Here is a 15,783-nt window from a genome sequence, read left to right on the forward strand (position 1 = left end):
TTTTCAGCTTCCGATGCTAAAAAGACTCCATAACAAAAAACAAGGAGTCTTTATGAAATCCCTAAGCCTGTTCGTTGTAACTTTAAGTTTCGTATTCACCGCTAATGCAGCTGACCAACACAAATTTCACAATCTGGGTTTCTCGGCCGACGGCAAACACTTCGCCTATGCAACTTCTGTTGTTCAGGATGGGTCTGGCTATGGTGTGGCCGAAATCAATATTAAATCGTTGCAGAATTACGATGCGTCCCCAGTCCTTAGCGTAAACAGAATGGTCGAGGAAGGTGACGCAAGAGCAGCGCTTAAAATTGCAATGCAAGCCGTGAACTTTGCAGCTTTCAACATCGCTCCAGGAACTATCAAAGGCGAAACCATCAAAGCAACTTCCGCAACTGAAATCACCGTTGAAAACTACAATGCAAAGTATCGCTTCGCGATGACTACAAAAGCCTCCCCTTTCACACCGGACTACTGCCATGACTACCCGAACCAAGCACTGGTTGATATCAAACTGACAAAAACTGACAGAGCAGGCTCTGAGACTTCTGTTCTGTTCAATGAAGACTATGCACCAGCAAATCGCATTTGCGCTTACAACTACGCGATTGAAAAAGTCATCCGCAATGGTGACAGAATCGCATTGGTGATCTCTTACAATGCGACTGGTTTTGAAGGTCCAGACACAGACTACATGATTGTAACTACCGTATTGGAGTAGTTCCCAATCTGAAGAAATACTGCGCCGCGGAACCGACATCGGTTTCGCAGCGCACCTCAAAAAGGTACGGACACACTTTCTCCAAATGAAATTGGAGAAAGTGTGTCCGTACCTTTTTGCCGCCTTGCCTTTTTCCGATAAGGCGACAAAGATAGACCCCAATGACTGACACCAAAGCGCAAACAAAACCTGAAAACTCCTGGCTAAACCTGATTTTTAATATCCTGCTGCCAGTTTTGATATTGAACAAACTGACCAAGCATATTGGACCGGGTTACGCGCTGATTTTGGCTTTGGCCTTTCCGCTGATTTACGGGATCTATGATCTGATCAAACGCCGCAAGGTGAATGCGTTTTCCATTTTAGGTTTGCTGAATGTGGGATTGACTGGTGGCTTGGCCTTCGTTGGCATCCATGGATTTTGGTTTGCGGTTAAAGAAGCCGCCTTCCCTGCCCTGGTCGGTATCTTTGTGTTTGGTTCGGCCTTCACAAAAAAGCCATTTATTGAAAGTCTGTTTTTGAATCCCAATGTTATGAAAGTGGACTTGCTTGAACAAAAGCTTGCTGAGCACGGCAAGAAAACTGAATTCCATGAGCACATGAGAAAATCCACCATGCTGCTTTCATTGTCCTTCGTTCTAAGTGCTGTGCTGAACTTTGTCCTGGCAAGATCCATCTTCCTGGATATCGACACGTCCTTAACCGCTGAAGCCCAATCCATTATCCTAAACGAACAAATCGCCAAGATGACCACTTGGTCCATGGCGATCATTATGGTTCCGTCCATGATCTTTCTGTTGGGCATTTTCTGGTATCTAATGAACGGCGTAAAGAAGCACTCGGGATTAACAACCGAAGAGTTGATGAACTCCTAGATCAACGCGCTTCCCTCCAAAAAGGGAACTGTTACCTAATAGCCGCGAAAGAACGTGGTTGGAATTGCTTTCACTAAATTTGAACATGCTTTCGTCAGACTTCCAGAAGTTGCACCGATATAAAAACTTCCGTGCTGGGTGTAGCGTAGTCCCGTGGTGTTCACCACTCCGCTGGCAAGCACCACGCTGTTGGCATTTAATGTTCCAGGCGCAAGGATGGTGCAAGCGGCATCCGAGTATGCATACAATGTCACAGCCGTCGCATAACTGGTATCGGTCGTGTTCGAATCATCCTGAGCGGCGACAACCGGTTGTTGAGCAAAGGGAGTTTGCGCTGCAATTTGTACTGACGGTTGAACAACGAAAACCAATTTTGTTGCGCCCGATGGCGCCAACACCACCGCAGTGGAGCACGCCGTCCTGGCACTTTGCGTGGCCTTGATATAGATGGTTCCAGTCGTACTGAATTTTACACCCGAATAACTAGCAACTCCGGCGACTGCCGCCAATGGATTGGTCGTAGCACTCAATGTGGAAACCGTCCCCCCCGAACAATTTGACGTCGAATACGCAGCCAAGGTTATTGAACTTGTATATGAAGGAACCGTATTGCCATAGGTATCCTGTCCCGTAACCACGGGCTGCTGGGTAAAGGCGATATTTGGCGAAGCCGTGCTTGAAGGCTGAGTCGTGAAAGCAATTTTATTAATTGCAGCTGCATTCACTGTCACCAGGTTCGCACAAGCGCTGCTAACCCCGGCGCTTGAAAACTTTAAATAGAGTGGACCGGCCTTCGTGAATTTTGTTCCGGAGTAAGTATAGACACCACTGTTGACTGCAGCCGAACCACTCAGTGTGCCACTGCCCACCAGGTTGGTGCAGCTCGCATCTGAATAAGCCTCCATGGTAATGGCCTCTGCAAAAACATAGTCCATATTATTGCTGGCGTCACGAGCTTCCAGTTTTGGCTGAGTGGAGAAATTGGTTCCCGCCGTTGCGGTGGTTGACGGTTGTTGCGACACCACCAGCTTCGTGGCAATAGAGCCCACGGAAATTCTTGCTGTGCAAGCTGACGTCAGCGAGCCCGATGTCGCTTTGATGTAAATCGCTGCAATCGAGTCATAAGCTAAATCAACACCTTTGCCCAAACCATAGGCTGACAGAAGAGTTCCCCCCAGAATTCCCGCAGCCGGTGTCGTGCATGTCGCATCCGTGTATGCACTGACACTGATTGTTCCGGAATACAAGGGCACCTGATAACTGGAGGCATCCTGAACAGAAAAGATCGGCTGGGTTGCAAAGCCTTCGTTTCTTCGGGCCACAGTAGAAGGTTGGGTCGAAACCGCAAGTTTTGTGGCGGCCGCCGGAGTCAGATTTACTACCGTCCCATTGGCACCCGCCGTGGAGGAACCTCCACTTCCTGCACCACCATTCGCGGTTATCGAACCGGTGAATGTGTTGGTTCCTGCAACCATGAAGGCCACACGACCTCCGCCTCCGCCGCCGCTCCAAGCAGTCATCCCGTACATATTGGTATAGGTTCCGTCGCCACCATTGGCGGAAACCACCCCTGCGCCAGACAGACTTCCAGCGTAAAGCAGAACGCTTCCCCCCGAGCCCGATCCAAAAGAAAACAAAGGAGCTTTTTCACCGTTTGCAGAGACACTTCCATCCAGTTGCAAACTTCCGGTGACGATAAGTTTCAAAGCACCGCCAGCATAGGAATTCCCTCCTGCCGAACCTAGCTGAACCGGCTGATTAGGATTACCATAGGTGGGAAGAGTCGCTGAATATGTCTCGGTGGTCACACCATCATTATAGACGGTTGTTCCGCCGATTCCACCATGTGTGCCGCCCGGAAAATATTCATTGCCAGGACCACCATCCTGATACCCCAATCCATTGGTGTGTATTGCAGAGCTTGAATCCACAGTCACGTTGCTGGCAGCAATCGTCCAACCATAGCCCGACATCACGTCGCCAAGAACACCCAATAAGGAAGCTCCCGTCACACTGATATTTCCACCGCAGACCAGGTCCCCGAAAATTTTTAAATTACATCCCCCGGACAAAGTGAAATCGTTAAGACTTGCAGGCAAATCGGCGGCGAAGACAGTTCCACCCACTTTAGAATTGCTGCCTTTAGGAATATTGCAGATAATATTGTTCGGCGAGGATTTATAACGAAACAGAAACGTGCCCGCCTCCGGCAGGAAGTCCTGAGCTGAATCTGCAGGCCCGGCGGCCACACTGATAGTTCCTGAAAAAGCATTATTGGCCATGATAGAAATTCGGCCACCACCTCCACCTGACCAGGCATAGGAGTCTCCACCGCCTTTCGCAGAGATGGCCCCTGAACCAGCAAGAGCATCCACAATTATCCAAATACTCCCGCCAGCACCAGATCCCGTGATCGAAGTTATCCCATCCGCTGACAATGTTCCGCTGACTGTAAGTGCCGATGCCACAATCTTGATGGCGCCTCCTCCATTTCCATCGTCTCCGGCAGAGCCCAATGTCACTGGTGAAAGGGCATTTCCATAAACCACCCCCGCAGGGGTGCTCCAACGACCACCAGCACCACCATGAGAACCCGAATTTGATCCGTCTCCTCCGGGGCCGACATTCCCTGGTATATACCCCTTCCCAGATGCAGTAAAAGTTCCGTTAACGGTCACACCAGCCACTGCATTAATTATTACACCTTGGGGTATGCTGACATCCCCCAAAGCTGTGAGGGTTCTGGTCGCGTTAACTGTGAGAGAATTAACGTTATAGGTTCCCGAGTTAAAAGAAACCGAGCCATTGATTACGACATCATCTGTTGCGGTAAAGTCAGAGGGACTTTTCGTTCCAGAGCTGACTGTCACCGTCGCCGCCTGGACACCGGAAGAAACCAAAAAAAGTACAGCAATTAGTTTAGTCACCATGCCTGAATTATCGGCGCGTTCCAATACTTCGACCATCCACCGCTCCAAATAAACTGCTGACAAATGTCAACCCCGGTAGACACTGCGAAAAAGTAACCATGAATATTGTTTTGAGATGAAACTTGCTCAGAGCTTTGTTATGCAACTGTCATGACTTCGATGAACTATCGCGAAATTTTAAAAAATGAATTGGAAGCCCGGATTGCCAACAATGCGCAATACTCCCTGCGGGCTTTGGCTCAGCAAACCGGTATCTCCAATTCAATGCTTTCCCTGATCATAAATGGAAAAAGAAATCTTTCGGCCAAGCGTGCATTGGATATTTGTCGTGCCTTGAAGTTCAACGAAAGAAAAACCGACTTCTTTCTGGCATTGGTTCAGCTAGCCACCGCCAAATCGCCGGAAGTAAGATCAAAACTTCAGGAAAAAATATTCCATCTGGCTCCAAAATCAGAAGCAAACAAAATTGACACGGATGTGTTTCAGATGATTTCTGACTGGTATCACTTTCCAATTTTAGAAATGGCTCGCACTTCGATGCCACCAGCAAACAAAGAGGCCGTCGTACAGCGACTGGGCATTTCCAGCGATACAGCACAAGAAGCCCTGGATCGCCTGCAACGCCTGGAACTATTGACGAAAGATGAAAGCGGTCATTTCCACACCTGCAAAAGTCAGATCGTTTCGAATTCCGATACGCCCAGCCAGGCACTTCGCAACTTCCACCGTCAGATGCTGGAAAAAGCCAGCCAATCCCTGGAAACTCAGACCTCACAGGAAAAGTTTGTGGGCTCTGAAACTTTTGCTTTTGCCGCCGATGACCTAAAAAAAGCCCGGGAAATTCTGGAAGAATGTTTTTCAAAAATCGTTCGCCTGTCTGCCAGTCGCAATGAAAAAGATCACGTCTATCACCTGGGAATTCAAATGTTCCGCCTAACAAAAGAGATCACATGAAAAGTTTATTTCTAAGTTTATCGATCTTATTCACTGCATCCCTAAGCCTGGCTATTGTCGGCGGCGACGAATCTTCTGGCACTCGCAATGGCGGCAACACGATTGCTTCCGATTTTTACGAGCGAGGCGTGACACTGTTGAATCAACTGAAACCTCGCAGCCCTGTCTCTTTGGAAGATCGGGACATCGAAGTTTCGCCATTGATTGCGCTATTTCAAAAAACCAAATTGGTGGTGTCGGATGTGAATCTGTATTTGGACGGCTCGTTGGTGGACGCCATCAACTATCCAAAATTGAACAAGATTGAAATCAGCAGCCTGACTTGGAAGACGTTGAACTCCCAGGACAAGAACCAACTGGTCATTCATGAGATCCTTGGAGTTGCCGGTCTACCCGACCCGCTTTACCGTAACTCCCAGGAGCTATTGGAAGTCGCCAGAGTAGGAATCAACTGGGAACGAGGGTACCGTCCTCCTTGCAATGGCCCTAGAGCACTAAACAAAGAACAATCTGCACAACTGTATTCCGCCTTGCATTCGATCTATACCATCTCAAGCAAAGGTATAATGATCAACTATATGAGATGTATGAGCGGAAAAAATGTACTTGGCGAGCCGTATAAACGCTGTGAGGATTCCCGCACCGAGGCCCTGGGAGGACTTCAAAACACAATCAGGCTGATAAATGCTTTTGAGTTTGCAGGCGTCGCAAAATATATTGATCGATTAATGGGACCTACGGAATTCCATACTATCTTTGGATTAAGCTGCACGGTTAATTCCAGCACTAAGATTCCCAATTGCACATTGAATAGCTATTGGAAATCAAACTGTCCAAAATAATCTAGAAATCCCCGCCGTCGAAACCACCTGGAGGTGGCGGTGGTGGTGGGATGAATTCCGAGCCATTGCTGAAATTGCCATCAAAATCCGGCGCCATCGGCGGCGGAGGTGGTGGCGGTACGTCGCCAAAGTCTTCGGGCTGGATGTTCGGAGCTGGCACGTAGCCATCGCTGAAATCATCAAATGTTGGCGGCGGAGGGAACGACGAATTGCCACTTGGGCTGTAACTACCCCGGCCCGAAGCGGAGCCGGAAGAAGCGCTCTTAGTTCCAAAGTTACGCTTTGCGAAATCAAACCGCGGACGCTCTTCATCCAAGCCCAATTCCTGAGCCAGAGTCGGCAAGCCCTTGGCTTCGCGGTCCAACTTTTCCTGCTTATGCATCTTAGCGCTGTACTCGCTGCGCGCCTGATCGGCCGCCATTTCTTCGGCTTTTCTTTCACGCTCCCACGCTTTGTATTGCGGGGAAGTTTCGTCCATGACAGGGACGCTTTTAGGTTTATTACGAATGTAGGCGGCACGTTCGCGGTCTTTTTCGTTGAGCCACTGTTCTTCCTCTTCCATGTAGGCTTGCTTTGCCCCTTCACGGGCTTCTTCGAAGCGCCCTAAGCGCTTTTGATGCTCAGCAAAACCGCGCAAACGCGTCTCTTCAGCATCCGTTGCGTGAGCAAGTGTTGCCGTTAAAGTGAACGCTAAAATAAGCAGAAGACTACGAGGAGGATTCATTCTTGACCCAGTCTATCAGGGAGCTTCCTTTTTTTTGAGCAAACAAAAAAAGATGCTCGACCTTTGTCCAATAACTTAATAACGTAGGCCCTTGCATCAAGGGAGTCACAATGGACGCAATGCAGAGCATCGGAATCTTCGCAGCACAGACCTTTCTTATCCTCTTTGCTATTTTAGCGGTCATCATCGTCATTGCGATACTTGCAGCCAAAGCCGGCCACAAAACAGAAGTTGAAGTGGAGCTTTTGCATAAGAAATACAAAGGCTTCCGCAATCTCCTTAAAGCGCACACAGTTTCTAAATCAGAGCGCAAGGAACTTAAGAAAAAACTTAAAGAAGAACGTAAAGCTCACGACTCAAAGGCGCAAGGTCACGAGAAAAAGATCTTCGTTGTCGACTTTGAAGGCGACGTGAAAGCGTCAGCAGTTGAAAACCTGCGTGAAGAGATCACCGCGGTGCTGACGATCGCAACTCCACAAGATGAAGTTGTCGTTCGCGTGGAAAGCCCGGGCGGCGTGGTTCACGGTTATGGCCTGGCAGCTTCCCAGCTTTTGCGTGTTCGTGAAAAAAACATTCCTTTGACTGTGTGCGTGGATAAAGTGGCTGCCAGCGGTGGTTACTTGATGTCCGTGACAGCCAACAAAATTCTTTGCGCCCCTTTTGCCATCGTCGGCTCCATCGGTGTGGTCGCGCAGATCCCGAATCTTCACCGCGTTCTTAAGAAACACGACGTAGACTTCAAAGAGTACACAGCAGGCGAATACAAACGCACAGTCAGCCTTTTGGGAGAAATCACTGCCAAGGGTGAGGAAAAGTTCAAACAACAACTTGAAGATACTCACGTCCTGTTTAAGGGCTTTGTTTCTAAATACCGCCCTAATCTGAATCTGGAAGAAGTAGCCACTGGTGAATACTGGTACGGCGAACAGGCGATCACCAAAGGCCTGGTTGACGAGATTCGCACCAGCGATGACTACCTGATGACATTGGCTGATAAGCACCAAGTGATCAAAGTGAAGTACGAACAAAAACAATCCATCAGCGACAAGCTGACGGGTGTTTTAGGGAAAGCCATGAAAAAAGGCGCCCTGTCGATCGTTGAAGAGCTGGAAACACGTCGCTTCTTGTAAGCGTATCCTGCTCCCCTATTGTTTTAGAAATCAACAAGGAGAAATGAATGTTGAATAGACTTGCAAAAGGATTGTTGCTTGGAGCTGCGTTGGGCTTGAGTGCTCAGGCTGTAGCAGCACCTTCCAATGCCGAACTTAAAATCGGTATTTCCCAGGAATTCGAGACTATGAACCCAATTATCATGTCCATGTCAGCTTCCGCTTATATGTACCGCATGGTGGGTCGCTCCCTGGTGAATCTGACTCCGGATGGAAAATGGGTTCCGCAATTGGCGAAAGAAATCCCCTCCCTTGAAAAAGGCACTGCTAAGATCATCGACGATGGCGGCAAAAAGAAAATTGTAGCCAACTGGGAAATCATTGACGGCGCTAAATGGGGAGACGGCAAACCAGTTATCTGTGCTGACTTCATCGCTTCTCAAAAAATTGCAACGTCCCCGAATGTTGCTGTTGGCGAAAAAGAGCAATGGACGCAAGTTGAGAAAATCGACATCGATCCGGCAAATCCTAAGAAATGTACTTTCAAATATGACAAAGCTATCTGGAGCTTCTATCAGCTAGCTCAGTTCTTCCCAGTGCCAGCGCATTTGGAATTGCCGGTGTTTGAAAAAAACAGCAAAGCCAAAGAAGGCTACGAAAAGAACTCTAACTATGTTCGCAATCCCACCAATCCTGGTCTTTACAACGGTCCTTATGTGATCACTGAAGTTAAATTGGGTTCTCACGTGGCCTTTGCACCGAATCCACACTTCTATGGCAAAAAGCCTGCGATCCAAAAAGTGATCGTTAAGTTGATTGCAAGTACTGGAACAATGGAAGCGAACTTGCGTTCAGGAACTATCGATATGGTTTCAGTACTTGGTATGGACTTCGACCAGGCTTTGGCATTCGAGAAAAAAGTTAAAGCTGAATCCTTGCCGTTCGCTGTGACGTTCGTTCCTTCTGTCACTTACGAACACATCGACTTGAACCTGGACAACCCAATCTTGAAAGATGTTCGAGTTCGTAAAGCACTTTTGAACTCTATCAACCGCGACGACTTGGTTAAAGCCCTTTTCGAAGGCCGCCAGGAAGTAGCCGTTCACAACATCTCCCCAAAAGATCCTTGGTTCACTAAAGATCCAAAGGTTGTGACTTTGTACCCGTACTCCAAACGTACTGCGGGTAAATTGTTGGATGAAGCTGGTTGGAAAATGGGAGCTGATGGTTTCCGTTCCAAAGATGGCAAACGCCTTTCTTTGACGTTCCAAACAACTGCGGGCAACAAAACTCGTGAGTTGGTTCAGGTTTACCTGCAAAACCAATGGAAGCAAAACGGCATCGAAGTTCTGGTTAAAAATCAACCGGCACGCGTGTTCTTCGGCGACACAATGTCTAAACGTAAGTTTGAAGGCCTGGCATTGTTTGCGTGGGTTTCTTCTCCGGAAAACTCCCCGCGTTCCACTCTTTCATCCAAGGCGATCCCGTCTGACAAAAACGGCTGGTCTGGTCAGAACTACATGGGTTGGGTAAACCCACAAGTTGACAAAGACCTAGATGCTTTGGATCTAGAGTTTGATGCGAAAAAACGCACGACTTTGGTTCATGATATTTTGAAACAGTATACAACGGACGTACCAGTACTTCCATTGTACTACCGCTCTGACATTTCTATCGTTCCTAAGAATCTTAAGAACTATAAAATGTCCGGTCACCAATTCTACGAAACTAACTATATCGAAGATTGGTCTTTGTAATTCGTATTTAAGAGAGGCTACCCATGACTACTTTTATCACTCGTCGCATTTTACAAACACTCGCTGTGATAGTCGTTCTATCCTACGTGGTTTTTGTTCTTATGAGCCTGATGCCCGGCGATCCGGTGGACATGATGGTGGCCTCCAATCCCAAAATCACAGCTGAGGACGTTGCCCGTCTGAAGTCTTTGTATGGTTTGGATCAACCAATTTACAAACGCTATGGCAACTGGATCGCATCCCTGGTGACAGGTGATCTGGGCTATAGCCGTACTTACCGAGTACCCGTTCAGGAATTGATGGGTCCTCGCCTGTGGAACACCTTTATCCTTTCTGCGGCATCATTGACCTTGTCACTATTGATCGCGGTTCCACTGGGAGTGGTTTCGGCTTTGAAACCCAACTCCAAAACGGATTACTTTATGAATCTGTTTTCGTTTGCGGGAATTTCAATTCCCTCGTTCTGGCTGGCTATCGTTTTAATTATTATCTTCGCGGTTAAAATTCCAATCTTCCCGGCCGGTGGCACGCAAACCATCGGGGTTGAAAACATGGGCTTCTGGGCCGACATAATGGATCGCGCGAAGTATCTGGTCTTGCCGGTTCTTTCATTATCCATTCAACAAATCGGAAGATTCTCACGCTTCACCCGCTCCGCGATGAGCGAAGCTATGCGCAATGATTTCGTGCGTACGGCTCGCGCCAAAGGTTTAACTAATAAGACTGTGATCTGGAAGCATGCCTTCCGCAATGCCTTGATTCCACTGATCACAATCCTGGCTTTAAGTATTTCTACTTTGTTCTCGGGTGCCTTGTTGACGGAAACCGTATTTGCTTACCAAGGTGTCGGCAAATTGGTTTACGACTCCATCATTGGTAATGACTATAACGTTGCGATGATTTCATTCGTGATCTCGGTCAGCATGGTTCTTTTGATGAACCTGGTTGCCGATATCGCTTATGGCTTTGCAGATCCACGTATCGCATACAAGTAGGTCATGATGTCAGGAAGCGAATTAACTATGAATACTGTAAACGTATCTACAACTTTGACCGACAAGGACCGCGCCGAAATCGACAAGGCCATGCCGATGTGGAAAATGGTATGGCGCCAATTCAAGCGTCATACTTTGGCTGTAGCTGGAGCTGTCGTCATCGCCTGCTTTATGTTCATTGCGATCTTTGCAAATCAAATTGAACAAATCACCGGACTTGATCCCGATGCGCAAAATGTAGCGAACCGCTATTTAGCCCCATTCACGGTGACTCAGGCCGGTCCCGATGTTCGTGAAACTGAAATCGAAAAGTTCATCACGGCAAATCCTGAAGCTGCTGATAAAATTCAAAAAGCCCTGGTTGAAAAAGGTCTGGTTACAGTTCCTGAAGTCGATGCCATCTATGATGTCGGCGCCAAAGAAGTTCCTGAGGCAATCGGTATTTTTAAATCTTTAGCGATCCCTGAAACCAAAGAACTTTTGGAAACCTTTGATGGCTTTAAATCTTTCCATTTGTTTGGAACAGATGAACTGGGCCGCGATGTTTTCATCCGCCTGGTTTACGGAACTCGTGTTTCCATGGGTGTTGGTGTTCTGGTGGCCATTGCTTCTGCACTGATTGGTCTATTGATCGGCAGTATCGCAGGTTATTATGGCGGCTGGATTGACACTATCCTAATGCGTGTAACAGATTCCCTGTTAAGCTTGCCAACAATCCCGGTTTTGATCGTGATGGCAGCTATCGACTTCACTAAGATTCCGGTTCTTAATGCGATAGTCTCCACACAAAATGAATCCGTCTTTAAGATGGTTATTATACTTTGCGTGTTCTCGTGGATGACAGTTGCGCGTTTGGTGCGTGGAAATATCCTTTCCCTGCGCGAGCGTGAATTCATCCTGGCAGCAAGAACTATTGGCGCGAAGGACAGCACGATCATCGTGCGCCACATGTTCCCGAACGTTATCGCTCCGATTTTGGTTTCCATCACTTTAGGTGTTGGTGAATCCATTTTGTTTGAAGCTGCGTTGTCTTTCTTGGGTTTGGGTATCATGCCGCCAACACCAAGCTGGGGTAATATGCTAAACAATGCGCAAGAGCTGATCTATCAAGCTCCGTTCCTGGCAATCCTTCCGGGTATTTTGATTCTGATGACTACGATCAGCTTCAATTATCTGGGTGACGGTCTTCAAGACGCTCTAGATCCAAATTCAGTTCGTCGTTAGTAACTGCAAAAGCCACCCATTGGGTGGCTTTTTTTTTGGCTTAAGGCTTGATTAAATGCTGGGTAAACAATTGTAATCAGCAACAAAAACCTATAGTTACCTCTACCAAATTTGGGCTCCTGCCCACACCCTTTGCACCTGTTTACGTCTGAAAACGCATTAAATTGATTCTGACTCCAAATCGAGATGGCCCGCTTCTGGCTAGCAATCCTCCCAGTTGTTAAAAAATTAAAAATTAGGAGTTCTCGTGAAATCAAAAAGCAAAACTTTGGTTCTTTCCGCATTGTCTATTTCTTTAACAGTAGGCGCGGCTTCTCCGGCATTTGCTCACCCGCTTCGCCAGCCTCAATCTGTTGAGCAGCAATTGGAAAAGGCGAAAAGAAATGAAGCGAAAATCAAGCGCCAGGAAATTGAAAAGACGATTGCAGAGAAAACTGTAAGAATTGAAACCCTTCAAGTAGCCTTGGAAAAGATCGAAGAACAACCTACTGAAATCCATCCCATGATCTACATTGGCGCTACTTTTCTGGCAACTGCCGCTCCAATGATGAAATTTGTTGATACGAACTTCGTTGAAGAAAATGCCATCGAAATGGATGAGAAAACTGAACAGTCCGTGATCGAAATTTCAGAGAAAATCCGCGCACTGGCAAAGCCAGGACACGAGTTCTCAAAACCTGCATACGGCTATATCTTTGCAGCTGAATACATTAATTGGGACGAAATCACACCTGAAAATCGTAAAGCAGTTATCAACTACGTAGAACAGCAAGCTGCAAGACTGGGCGACGAAGATTTCGCAAAAGTTGTGAACTATGCAAAAACCTTCACAGAGGAAACTTTCGCTGAAGTCCATAGAGTCCCAACAACAAAAGTTACTGATGCCAATGCTCTTATTAGAAAGATTCAAAAAACAGCTTTGAAATCTGCTATTAGGAAGAACCGATTCATTTACGCAGCTTCTGCTATCAGCTTCACTGTCGGTTCTATCGCTTCATTCTTCGCGCTTAAGACAGAAAGTGATGACTATGAAGGAACTAAGATCGCCAATGAGTTTGAAAGCCTAGTGAAGTATGGCAAGCACGATGAAGCAAAAGCATTGGTAGAAAAAGTCAGTGCTGAATACGTTGCACTAGTTGCAGAGGTTTCAGCCTTGAAAGCCCAGCTTAAATAGGCCCGACAACTCTCCTACAGGAACACTGGATGAACAGATATTTCATTAATATCGTTACTACTTTGATGATGATGGTCACAGCGACAAATGCTGTGGCCGCGTCACCTGTTCAGTGTTCCACCGTATTTGCATCCGCGGACATGGCCCCCACGCCTGGCGCGAACCGCGGACCGATTGAATATTTTCGCAATCTTAAAATGAAGTACTTCCCAACCAAAATGTTGAAGTACTTTAATCAGCCGGCCTATGAAAAGGCATTTAAGCAAATTAAGGAACAAGGACTTCGTATTGAAGAAGGCTTTGTACCGAAATCTATCGAGGAATACACAGCCTACCTGGATGTTCAGTTGGCGGAGTTGAATACCTCCATTGCGCAAATGCAGCCTCTGTTTCGTCATAAAATCTTTAAAACAATTGATAAGATCCTGACCTGGGATACTGCTGATGCTCTGACATCCCATAAAGAACTTACGGATTTGATCTTCCGTGGCAGCACAGCCCGACCGAACTCTTTCAGATTTCTTCTGACCCACTCGCCAGAAGCAGTCAGCCGCGAGCTTTTCGCGCAGCATATGTATTCACTGGCTGTTTCAAAAGTTGTTGTTGAGTCACTGGAGTTCAATCCAGGGCCGCGCCGACCAGGGCTTGTTGGCCGAATGACTCCTGCATTCGCAAAAAAACATAAAGAGATTTTATCCGCGACCTTCTGGGCCGGGGTTGGTATCGGAACCTCCATCCATGGTCAGATGTTTAATGTTTTCCTGGGCCCATTGAGCATCTATAAAACTGCTGGTAATACAAAAATCATCGAAACCGCATTTATTGAAAAAGGCTACGAAGAAGCTTTTAGAATTTTAGAACCACAGTTCTCGCAAAAGAGCGAATACAACTACACCTACTTAGTGACCGAGAAAACGCTGAACTGGATGGTTTTGTTACTGATTGGTATGGATTTAACTTTAATTGAATAGAGCAAAAATAGCTCAACACAGAATATCCATAATCTTTGAATGAGTAAATTTAGTGAAACGAAACCTTATACTAAAAAATCACCTGCGCATTCATGACAGCCTTTCCCCGGCTCCGGAAATGCCTTCTCTAATTCATGAATTCGAAATTAAGTAGCCGTACTAACGACTGCCAAATTGCTGTACAGGCCTGAAAAAAACTCCCGCCCCTTGATGCCTCCTCGAACCTGTCGCCCCTGATCCGGGCACGGAACTTGGAATAGTCTGCCTGAGACTTATTAGAGGAGACTTTAATGAAAACGGTACTATCCTTCTTTTTCACAATTCTTTTTGCGAATAACACCTTTGCTGCACCAGCCAGCCAAGCACCTGCTTCGGGCGAGCTTATGTGCCGCGCTAAGGCTAAAGAAATCGCTGCCTCCACTTACTCTGGTTGCATGAATGAATACAACACAGCGCAAGTAAAAGCGATTCGCGATGCCTACCAAAAAGACCTGGCAGCAGTGAAAGCCAAGTACGACAAACAGCTAAAAGCCCTGAAAAAAGGCTCTGCAAATGTGAATACGAATAACACTGCAAATACACCTAAAGCCGTTCCAGCAGTGGCAAAGGAGCTTCCCACTAAGACTGTGACTCAAACTGAGGCAGCTCCAGTGATAGCTCCGACGTCTGATGAACCTGTAGTTGCACTTAAGCCCGCTAATGACGTGCCGCTAGGGGTCGAAAGTGTTATCGAAGACCAGAACGAAATTAGCGAGACTACAGCCCAATAGGCCCCAGTCTTGTATTGATTTTCCTCCCTGAGCAGTCTAAAACGTGTAGACTTAAATAAAGCTCTGGGAGGAGTTTTCATGGGTGAGTTTAGCGTTACGCATCTTCTATTACTTGGTTTGATCTTTCTTGTATTCTTCGGACCAAGCCGTCTTCCGCAATTGGGTTCTTCCCTGGGTAAAGCAATCCGTGGTTTCAAACAAGGTTTGAACGAAATTGATGTGGATCCAAAAGACATCAAAGACAACCACCAACAGGTTTCTCAGCAACAACAGCAAAACCAACAAGTTAATCAAACTCAAAACCAAAAAGAAACACACAACTCTTAAGAGTTGCGGGAGTACTAAATGGGTTCATTAAGTCTTACACACTTACTTTTAATCGCACTTATCTTCCTGATCTTTTTCGGTCCAAGCAAATTGCCTCAATTGGGTCAATCTTTGGGTCAAGCCATCCGCGGCTTCAAAAAAGGTTTGAACGAAATCGACGCTGACGTGAAGGAAGTAAATCCTAATCAGCAAGTGGCCCACAACCAAAACCAAGGTCAACAGGTCAACCAAACACAAACTAACAAAGAGCCACATAACTCTTAGTTGTTTGCCGCAAATTTTGCGTAAATAAAAAGCCTTCCTGGGATTCCCGGAAGGCTTTTTTGTTTTTTGGGAACGGGCTGTGTCGTCAATTCAAAGTCTGTGAATTATTGAACGTGGGATGGATTGGAATCATTGGATTGCTATACAAT

At 46.8% G+C, this 15,783-nt stretch carries 15 protein-coding genes; 13 read left to right on the forward strand and 2 right to left on the reverse strand.

The window, feature by feature from the left end:
• The first annotated feature begins 52 nt into the window (after positions 1–52).
• Complete coding sequence (locus ACLVWU_RS10905; protein WP_413574728.1) at positions 53–718, forward strand: DUF2259 domain-containing protein; 666 nt, start codon at positions 53–55, stop codon at positions 716–718.
• A 161-nt stretch (positions 719–879) separates the two neighbouring features.
• On the forward strand, positions 880–1,593 hold the full coding sequence (locus ACLVWU_RS10910; RefSeq protein WP_413574729.1) for a VC0807 family protein: 714 nt from the start codon (positions 880–882) through the stop codon (positions 1,591–1,593).
• Positions 1,594–1,628: 35 nt separating this feature from the next.
• On the opposite strand, the gene ACLVWU_RS10915 is transcribed toward ACLVWU_RS10910, so the two are convergent.
• Positions 1,629–4,559 (reverse strand): beta strand repeat-containing protein, encoded by a 2,931-nt coding sequence (locus ACLVWU_RS10915; RefSeq protein ID WP_413574730.1) that lies wholly within the window; start codon positions 4,557–4,559, stop codon positions 1,629–1,631.
• Positions 4,560–4,673: 114 nt separating this feature from the next.
• Here ACLVWU_RS10915 and ACLVWU_RS10920 point away from each other — a divergent pair, with 114 nt between their 5' ends.
• Both ACLVWU_RS10920 and ACLVWU_RS10925 read left to right on the forward strand, forming a co-directional pair.
• A complete protein-coding gene (locus ACLVWU_RS10920; RefSeq protein ID WP_413574731.1) occupies positions 4,674–5,477 on the forward strand; it encodes a TIGR02147 family protein in 804 nt (267 codons plus the stop codon).
• The gene (locus tag ACLVWU_RS10925; protein WP_413574732.1) at positions 5,474–6,319 is read left to right on the forward strand and encodes a hypothetical protein; all 846 of its coding nucleotides are present in this window, start codon (positions 5,474–5,476) and stop codon (positions 6,317–6,319) included. Before ACLVWU_RS10920 ends, ACLVWU_RS10925 begins: the two co-directional genes overlap by 4 nt.
• Position 6,320: 1 nt before the next feature.
• Here ACLVWU_RS10925 and ACLVWU_RS10930 read toward each other — a convergent pair whose 3' ends face one another.
• Entirely contained in the window at positions 6,321–7,043 is a 723-nt protein-coding gene (locus ACLVWU_RS10930) for a hypothetical protein (protein ID WP_413574733.1), read from the reverse strand.
• A gap of 110 nt (positions 7,044–7,153) precedes the next feature.
• On the opposite strand from ACLVWU_RS10930, the gene sohB reads away from it, so the two are divergent.
• From sohB to tatA (ACLVWU_RS10975), 9 genes are all read left to right on the forward strand, one after another.
• Entirely contained in the window at positions 7,154–8,173 is a 1,020-nt protein-coding gene (sohB, locus tag ACLVWU_RS10935; RefSeq protein ID WP_413574734.1) for a protease SohB, read from the forward strand.
• 47 nt (positions 8,174–8,220) lie between these two features.
• The gene (locus ACLVWU_RS10940; protein ID WP_413574735.1) at positions 8,221–9,909 is read left to right on the forward strand and encodes a peptide ABC transporter substrate-binding protein; all 1,689 of its coding nucleotides are present in this window, start codon (positions 8,221–8,223) and stop codon (positions 9,907–9,909) included.
• Positions 9,910–9,932: 23 nt separating this feature from the next.
• Positions 9,933–10,904, forward strand: a complete 972-nt coding sequence (locus ACLVWU_RS10945; protein WP_413574736.1) for an ABC transporter permease — start codon at positions 9,933–9,935, stop codon at positions 10,902–10,904.
• A gap of 27 nt (positions 10,905–10,931) precedes the next feature.
• Positions 10,932–12,128, forward strand: coding sequence for an ABC transporter permease (locus tag ACLVWU_RS10950; protein WP_413574737.1), 1,197 nt, complete (start codon positions 10,932–10,934; stop codon positions 12,126–12,128).
• Between the two features lie 247 nt (positions 12,129–12,375).
• Positions 12,376–13,302, forward strand: coding sequence for a hypothetical protein (locus ACLVWU_RS10955; RefSeq protein WP_413574738.1), 927 nt, complete (start codon positions 12,376–12,378; stop codon positions 13,300–13,302).
• 29 nt (positions 13,303–13,331) lie between these two features.
• A complete protein-coding gene (locus ACLVWU_RS10960) occupies positions 13,332–14,273 on the forward strand; it encodes a hypothetical protein (RefSeq protein WP_413574739.1) in 942 nt (313 codons plus the stop codon).
• Positions 14,274–14,563: 290 nt separating this feature from the next.
• The gene (locus ACLVWU_RS10965; RefSeq protein ID WP_413574740.1) at positions 14,564–15,043 is read left to right on the forward strand and encodes a hypothetical protein; all 480 of its coding nucleotides are present in this window, start codon (positions 14,564–14,566) and stop codon (positions 15,041–15,043) included.
• A 78-nt stretch (positions 15,044–15,121) separates the two neighbouring features.
• Positions 15,122–15,370, forward strand: coding sequence for a twin-arginine translocase TatA/TatE family subunit (gene tatA, locus ACLVWU_RS10970; protein WP_413574741.1), 249 nt, complete (start codon positions 15,122–15,124; stop codon positions 15,368–15,370).
• Between the two features lie 18 nt (positions 15,371–15,388).
• The gene (gene tatA, locus ACLVWU_RS10975) at positions 15,389–15,634 is read left to right on the forward strand and encodes a twin-arginine translocase TatA/TatE family subunit (protein ID WP_413574742.1); all 246 of its coding nucleotides are present in this window, start codon (positions 15,389–15,391) and stop codon (positions 15,632–15,634) included.
• Positions 15,635–15,783: the final 149 nt, after the last annotated feature.

This window comes from Bdellovibrio sp. HCB290 (assembly GCF_047305925.1).
Classification (GTDB): domain Bacteria; phylum Bdellovibrionota; class Bdellovibrionia; order Bdellovibrionales; family Bdellovibrionaceae; genus Bdellovibrio.

Excerpts from the sequence above, each read along its gene's own strand:
- ACLVWU_RS10905 (WP_413574728.1), top strand. The coding sequence starts at position 53 with ATGAAATCCCTAAGCCTGTTCGTTGTAACTTTAAGTTTCGTATTCACC.
- ACLVWU_RS10910 (WP_413574729.1), top strand. The coding sequence starts at position 880 with ATGACTGACACCAAAGCGCAAACAAAACCTGAAAACTCCTGGCTAAAC.
- ACLVWU_RS10915 (WP_413574730.1), bottom strand. The coding sequence starts at position 4,559 with ATGGTCGAAGTATTGGAACGCGCCGATAATTCAGGCATGGTGACTAAA.
- ACLVWU_RS10920 (WP_413574731.1), top strand. The coding sequence starts at position 4,674 with ATGACTTCGATGAACTATCGCGAAATTTTAAAAAATGAATTGGAAGCC.
- ACLVWU_RS10925 (WP_413574732.1), top strand. The coding sequence starts at position 5,474 with ATGAAAAGTTTATTTCTAAGTTTATCGATCTTATTCACTGCATCCCTA.
- ACLVWU_RS10930 (WP_413574733.1), bottom strand. The coding sequence starts at position 7,043 with ATGAATCCTCCTCGTAGTCTTCTGCTTATTTTAGCGTTCACTTTAACG.
- sohB (WP_413574734.1), top strand. The coding sequence starts at position 7,154 with ATGGACGCAATGCAGAGCATCGGAATCTTCGCAGCACAGACCTTTCTT.
- ACLVWU_RS10940 (WP_413574735.1), top strand. The coding sequence starts at position 8,221 with ATGTTGAATAGACTTGCAAAAGGATTGTTGCTTGGAGCTGCGTTGGGC.
- ACLVWU_RS10945 (WP_413574736.1), top strand. The coding sequence starts at position 9,933 with ATGACTACTTTTATCACTCGTCGCATTTTACAAACACTCGCTGTGATA.
- ACLVWU_RS10950 (WP_413574737.1), top strand. The coding sequence starts at position 10,932 with ATGAATACTGTAAACGTATCTACAACTTTGACCGACAAGGACCGCGCC.
- ACLVWU_RS10960 (WP_413574739.1), top strand. The coding sequence starts at position 13,332 with ATGAACAGATATTTCATTAATATCGTTACTACTTTGATGATGATGGTC.
- ACLVWU_RS10965 (WP_413574740.1), top strand. The coding sequence starts at position 14,564 with ATGAAAACGGTACTATCCTTCTTTTTCACAATTCTTTTTGCGAATAAC.
- tatA (WP_413574741.1), top strand. The coding sequence starts at position 15,122 with ATGGGTGAGTTTAGCGTTACGCATCTTCTATTACTTGGTTTGATCTTT.
- tatA (WP_413574742.1), top strand. The coding sequence starts at position 15,389 with ATGGGTTCATTAAGTCTTACACACTTACTTTTAATCGCACTTATCTTC.